The sequence below is a fragment of the Thermoflexus sp. genome (genome assembly GCF_025055495.1).
GTDB lineage: Bacteria > Chloroflexota > Anaerolineae > Thermoflexales > Thermoflexaceae > Thermoflexus.
The window spans coordinates 1-6,102 of the sequence record NZ_JANWXB010000250.1 but is presented as its reverse complement, the minus strand read 5'-3'; the positions used below and the strand labels follow the sequence as shown (position 1 = coordinate 6,102).

The 6,102-nt window shown below is 68.7% G+C and carries 4 protein-coding genes; 1 reads left to right on the top strand and 3 read right to left on the bottom strand.

What is annotated here, in order from left to right; all coding sequences use genetic code 11:
* Window positions 1–654 precede the first annotated feature (654 nt).
* Window positions 655–2,055, top strand: a complete 1,401-nt coding sequence (locus NZM16_RS08195; RefSeq protein ID WP_295479843.1) for a family 10 glycosylhydrolase — start codon at window positions 655–657, stop codon at window positions 2,053–2,055.
* Here the strand turns inward: NZM16_RS08195 and NZM16_RS08190 are convergent.
* From NZM16_RS08190 to NZM16_RS08180, 3 genes are all read right to left on the bottom strand, one after another.
* Complete coding sequence (locus tag NZM16_RS08190) at window positions 2,019–2,780, bottom strand: WecB/TagA/CpsF family glycosyltransferase (RefSeq protein WP_295479841.1); 762 nt, start codon at window positions 2,778–2,780, stop codon at window positions 2,019–2,021. The genes NZM16_RS08195 and NZM16_RS08190 overlap by 37 nt on opposite strands.
* Window positions 2,781–3,078: 298 nt before the next feature.
* Window positions 3,079–3,927, bottom strand: coding sequence for a formate dehydrogenase accessory sulfurtransferase FdhD (gene fdhD, locus NZM16_RS08185; protein WP_295453196.1), 849 nt, complete (start codon window positions 3,925–3,927; stop codon window positions 3,079–3,081).
* 33 nt (window positions 3,928–3,960) lie between these two features.
* A partial coding sequence (locus tag NZM16_RS08180) for an FdhF/YdeP family oxidoreductase (protein WP_295479839.1) occupies window positions 3,961–6,102 on the bottom strand: 2,142 nt, incomplete at its 5' end.

Below are 6,102 nucleotides of genomic sequence, written 5' to 3'. Positions count from 1 at the left end.
GGGGGCTGCTTTCCCAGGTCTGCATGGAGATCGGCCAACCGCAGGAGCACGGGCACGAGGGGCTCTTCGACGCCGAGGCGTTCCCGATGCCAGTTCTGCTCGACGCGGGCGAAGCACAGGCCGATGAATCGTAGGGTGGTGACTTGCCCGCGCCGGGCTCGCCCAGGAGGACGGCGTGGCGGGTTTCGCGAAGGATTTGACCGAGGGGGATCGGGGGTAAGACCTCCCGATCAACCGCTGGGTAGCCCGCCGCCTCCAAGCGCTTCGGGTCGGCGTCCAGCTCCGGCTCGAGCGGCTCCACCGGCTTCCGCTCTGGCCGCGGGCGGGCCATCAGCCGAAAGAAGACTTTTTCGAGATCCAGGGGCGCCTTGCTGTCCAAGAGGGCGCTCCAGTCCTCTAAATACGCCCAGTCCTTCTCCACGGCGCTCCGGTATCTTCGGATCGAATTCTCGCGTTCCTTCGGGTCCATCTCCGTGCTCCCTTACGGGGACATCGGGGAGGGCGTTCGAATCGCCAGGAAGGCCCTGCGCCGAGGCGGGTAGAGAGATGCGCTCTTATATTGTATCATCCTAAGGAGCGGACTCGAAGAGCGGGATGGGCAGGCTTGCGGACGGCGCGGGCCTGCGCCCGCTTTCACGCCTTTAAGGAGGAGCGATGTTCCCTCTCCAAGCATGCGGCCGTGGGAGAGTGCGGACGCTGGGATGGATGATCCTGGCTCTGGGCCTCGGGGGGGCACCGCCGACCGGCGCCCTCGCCCCCGTGGACGTGGAGAACGCCCTCTGGTATCAGCGGAGCGGATACGTCCCGCCCGCGCCGGCGGCCCGCACGCCGCTCCCTCAGATCCTCCCCACGCCACCCAGTCCGCCGGGCCCTTATCGGGCCTACCTCCCGCTGATCCTTCGCGCCCCCGCTCCCGAGTTCCGCGCCCTCTGGGTCACCCGCTTCGACTGGACGCGGACGGACGGCACCCCCGCGCGGCCGGAGGCCCTCGTTGCGATCGCCGAGGGGGCGGCCGCCGCCCGCTTCAACGTGCTCCTCTTCCAGGTCCGCGGCACCGGCGACGCCTACTATACCCCCGGCCACGAGCCGTGGGCCGCCCGCCTCACCGGCACCGTTACCCGCACCACGGGCATTTCCCCCGGCTTCGACCCCCTCCGCATTCTGCTCGACGCCGCCCACGCCCGTGGCCTCCAGGTCCACGCCTACGTCAACGTGTATCCCACGTGGCTCTGCGGCGTCGGCGCCCCACCCGACGGCCTGAACCCGCCCCACCCCTTCTGGACCTTCTCCCGCACCAACGGCCGGTCCTGGAGCGCGTGGCGCGCCCACGATTCCTCGGGGAATCCGATGAACCTGATGACCTGCTCCTCTTATCTCTGGGCCACCCCCGCTTGGCCCGGCGTGCGCGATCAGGTGGTCCGGGTGGTCCAGGATCTCATGGTCCGCTATCCCCTGGATGGTGTGCACCTGGACCTCGTCCGCTATCCAGGACGGGATTACTCCTATGATCCCTTCACCCCCTCGTTCAGCGACCCGGCGGCGCGGGCGGAATGGCAGCGGGAGCAGGTCAACGCCCTGGTGCAGGAGGTCCGGGCAGCGGTCAAGGGGATCCGCCCCCACGCCTGGGTGACCGCGGCCGTCTGGGGGGTCTACCAGAACCGATGGGGCTGGCCGGGCTTCACGTCGGGATACTCGGATTATTACCAGGACTCCGTGCGCTGGCTCCGGGAGGGCTGGGTGGACGCCCTGATGCCGATGATCTATCCCGCAGCCCCCTCGGCGAACTGCCCCGACACCACGGTCTGGACGCTCGAACGGTTCCGGACGCTGGTGGCGGATTTCCAGGCGCGGGCGCCGGGGCGCTACGTCTTCCCGGGCATCCACGGCGGCTACGCCTGTTTCCAGGATGTCCGGGATCGGATCGAGACGGCGCGATCGCTGGGCGCGCGGGGGATGGCGATCTTCGCCTACGGTCCGGCCCAGATGCGGGGCTACTGGGACGAGTTCGCGGCGCAGGTCTACCCGGCGCCCGCCCCGGTCCCCCCGCCCCCGTAGCGGGCGGCCAGGACGGCGAGGACGAACTGGGGAAGAGCCAGCATGCGCCGCCAGCGCCACGGCTGGCGGATCAGGCGGTAGAGCCATTCGAGGCCGGCCTCCCGCATCCAGCGTGGGGCGCGGGGCACCATCCCCGCGATGAAGTCGAACGCCCCTCCTACGCCCATCGCCACCGGGATGCCCAGTTCGGGCTGATAGCGGGCGATCCAGAGGTCCTGCTGGGGTGCGCCATAGGCCACAAAGAGCAGATCCGGCCGCGCTCGCCGCAGGCGCTCCAGGATCGCGGGCGCGTCCTCGGGCCGGGGGGAGCCGGCGAAGGTCCCGGCGACAACCAGGCCCGGATATCGGGCCTGCAGGACGGCGGCGGCGCGATCGGCCACGCCCGCTGCGGCCCCCAACAGGAAGATCCGCCATCCCCGCTCCGCCGCCCGGGCGGCTAAGGCCTCCATCAGCTCGACGCCGGGGACCCGTTCCCGCAGGGGCTGCCCGAGAACCCGCCCCGCCCACAACAACCCCACCCCGTCCGGGACGTTCAGGTCCGCGTTTTCCAGGGTCTGGAAGAACGCGGGATCCCGCTGGGCGCGCATCACGAACTCCGGGTTCACCGTGCAGATCTGATGGGACTGGCCCCCGGCCAGGAAGGCCTCCACGATGCGCAGGGCCTCGCCCATGGTGACGTCGTGGACCCGGACTCCCAAGATGCGTCGGACAGGTGCCTCGATCATGGACGATCGATCGTTGAAAGAGCGGATGGGCGGATGCGATGCCGTCCGGCGAGCTCGCTCCGGGGTTCTTCCTTTGTAGTATAGCGGGTTCGGATTCACCAGGCCCTCTCAGAGTTGGGGGAAGTCCCTGTCCGATCCTTCTCTGCGATCGGGCGAGTTGGGGATTTCGCAGGCAGAGGAGGCGGCTTTCTGCGATCCAGCCTCCCTTCATTTCCCGGGCGCAGGGGCGATCCTTGCGCCTGAAGTTCGGCGAGCGATCGCGTGGGAATGTGGAGGCGCGTTCGGGGTCCAGCGCGGATCACGTCGCGCCGTGGACGTGGATCCGCCACGGGGCCGTGTAGACGTTGGCTCCGCCTTCCCGCAGGAAGCCCACCACGGTCATCCCGACCGCCTGGGCCAGCTCGAGGGTGAGGCTGGAGGGCGCCCCTAAGGCGGCCAGGATGGGAATGCCCGCCCGCAGCGTTTTCTGGGCGATCTCGAAGCCCGCCCGGCCGCTCACCAGCATCACCGCCCGGCCCAGGGGCAGACATCCCTCCCGAAGCGCGGCGCCGATGACTTTATCCACCGCATTATGGCGGCCGACATCCTCCCGCAACCAGCGCAATCGCCCTTCCGGATCGAAGATCGCCGCCGCATGCAGCCCGCCGGTGCGCCGGAAGAGCGTCTGCGCCTCCCGGAGCCGACGGGGGAGGTCATACAGGAGCGAAAGGGGGATCACCGGCCCATCTTCTGGCAACGAGGGGAATCCCTGAACGAACACCGCCTCGATGGCGGCCTTTCCGCACACCCCGCAGCTGCTGGTCATGTAAAAATGCCGGGTCAGCCGTTGCCGGTCGATCCGAAGTTCGGGCGGCAGGATCACCCGCGCTTCGTTCGGGGAGGGGCGCTCGATCGACAGGCCGTGGGCCAGCGGTTGCGGGTCGTCGATCAGGCCCTCGGTGTAGAAGAAGCCCAGCGCCAGCTCCTCATCATCCCCGGGGGTTCGCATGGTGACCGCGACGGGGAAAACCTCCATCGTCCCATCCCCTGGGACCACCGCCTGGATCTCCAGGGGCTCCTCCACAATCACCACATCCTCCCGGGCCTCGGCGTGATCCCGCCGCCAGCCGGTGATGGGCCATCCCTTCCACGCGCCATCCCGGCCCATCCGAGTTCTCCTTTCCATCCCGATCGAGCGGATTCAATCGGTCACCTTTTCCACATACGCCACGATGCCTTTATAAGCCGGGATCCCTGCCAGCGGGGAGCGGACGTCCGGCGCGGCCAGGACGTTCCCCTCCGGCCAGTGGATCTGAAGGCTGCCCGGCTTCACATCCCCCAGGAACACCCGACCGTAGAACACGCCGTGGGCGTTATAGAGCCGCACCCGATCCCCCGGGCGGAGCTTCAGCCGTTCGGCGTCGGCCGGGTGCATCAGCACGGCGTCCCGGGGGAGGCCGTTGAGGGGATCCACATCCTCCTGGACCATGCTGTTGAACTGCTTCCCCCGTCGGGTGGCCACCCGGAACGCGCCCTCCGGGATCTCCACCCGAGGAAGCGGCACCGCTTTGAAGCGGGCCTTCCCATCGGGGGTGGGGAAACGCCAGCCCTCGCACAGCCGGGGCCCGCCGTACTGGAACTGATCCCCCTTCTTCCGCAGATGCTGGATGCCGTCGTATTGAGGAATGACCCGCGCGATCTCCTCCCGGATGGCGGAGGTGTGGGGGAAGCGGACACGATCGGCGAGTTCCGGGCGGACCCGAGCGGCCAGTTCCCCGAAAACCCACCACTCCGGGCGCGCTTCCCCGATGCGCGGCCCCGGGATCTCCGGGCTGAAGATCACCCGGCGCTCCGTGGTGGTCTCGGTGACCCCGCCTGGGCCCTCATAACGCGTGGCGGCCGGGAGCAGGAGGACCGCTTCCCCCGGCTCGAAGAACATGGGGGGCGAGAGGACGATGTCCATATGGACCCGGAGGGGGACCCGCTCCAGGGCCTCGCGGACGAAGTCCGGGCGGGGGAGCACCTCATGGAAGTTGCCGCCCACGGAGAAGAGGAGGTCCAGCTCCCCGCGGTGGGCGGCCTCCACCATCTCCGGGGCGGTGAGGCCGCGTTGAGAGGGCACCTCAAAGCCGTAAAGTGCCGAGAGGCGACGGGCGTTCTCCTCGTTGATGGGGAGGCCGCCCGGGAACACCGTGGCGTAAGCGCCCATCTCGGCCCCGCCCTGGACCCCCGAGTGGCCCCGGATGGGCATCAGGCCGCATCCCTCCCGGCCGACGAAGCCCCGGGTCAGGGCGAGGTTGATGATGGCGTGGACGTTGTCCTCCCCATGGGCGTGCTGGGTGATCCCCATACTCCACACGAAGACCGCCCGCTGGGCTTCCGCCACCATGCGGGCGAAGTCCAGCATCTCCTCCCGGGAAAGCCCGGCGCTTTCTTCCAGTTCCTCCCATGGCATGGCCATCAGCAAAGCCTGCAGTTCCTCGAAGCCGGTCGTGTGCGCTCGGATGAAGGCTTCGTCCATCCATCCCTGTTCGATCATGTGCCGGATGGCGCCGTGGATGAACGCGATGTCGCCGCCCACCCGGATCTGGAAAAAGCGATCCGTGATCCGGGTCCCGAACAGGGCGCTCTCCACATCGGAGGGAACCCAGTATCGTTCCATCGCCGGCTCCCGATACGGGTTGACCAGCGCCACCCGGGTTCCGGCCTTGCGGGCGTAGTAGAGATACTTCATCATCACCGGCTGGTTGTTCGCCACGTTCGAGCCGAAGAACACGATGAGGTCCGTCCCGATCAGATCCGTGTAGGAGCAGGTGGTGGCGGCCACGCCGAGGGCCGACCGGAGGGCCAGGGTGCTGGGGGCGTGACAGACCCGCGCCGCGTTGTCGATGGAGTTGGTCCCCATTGCCCGGACCGCCTTCTGCGCCACGTAGTAGGCCTCGTTGGGGAGGCCGCGGCTGGTGAGATAGAAGCCCAGCCGTTGCGGTGCCGTGCGGTGGATGAAGCCGGCGATGAAGTCCAGGGCCTCGTCCCAGGAAATCCGGCGGAAGCCGGGCTCGCCGCGATGTCGGATCATCGGGTAGGGAAGGCGGCCCAGGGCGCGGAGCTCGCGGGCGGATCGCTGGGCCAGGGATCGCACGTCCGAGAGGAGGCGGATGTCAAGGGGAGGCATCGTGTTGAGACGGAGCAGACGCAGGCGGATGTTGCAGAGATGGATCCCGGTGATGGTCCAGTCGCGCATCCCGGCGGTGCCCAGGGCGCACCCGTCGCAGACCCCATCCCGCAGGATGCGCCAGGCGTAGCCGAGCTGATCGCGGTTCTCCCAGATCGCCCGGAGGATCTC

What these genes read in the sequence shown, in the direction of transcription:
- NZM16_RS08190 (WP_295479841.1), bottom strand. Translation starts at nt 2,780, where the DNA reads ATGATCGAGGCACCTGTCCGACGCATCTTGGGAGTCCGGGTCCACGAC.
- NZM16_RS08195 (WP_295479843.1), top strand. Translation starts at nt 655, where the DNA reads ATGTTCCCTCTCCAAGCATGCGGCCGTGGGAGAGTGCGGACGCTGGGA.
- fdhD (WP_295453196.1), bottom strand. Translation starts at nt 3,927, where the DNA reads ATGGGCCGGGATGGCGCGTGGAAGGGATGGCCCATCACCGGCTGGCGG.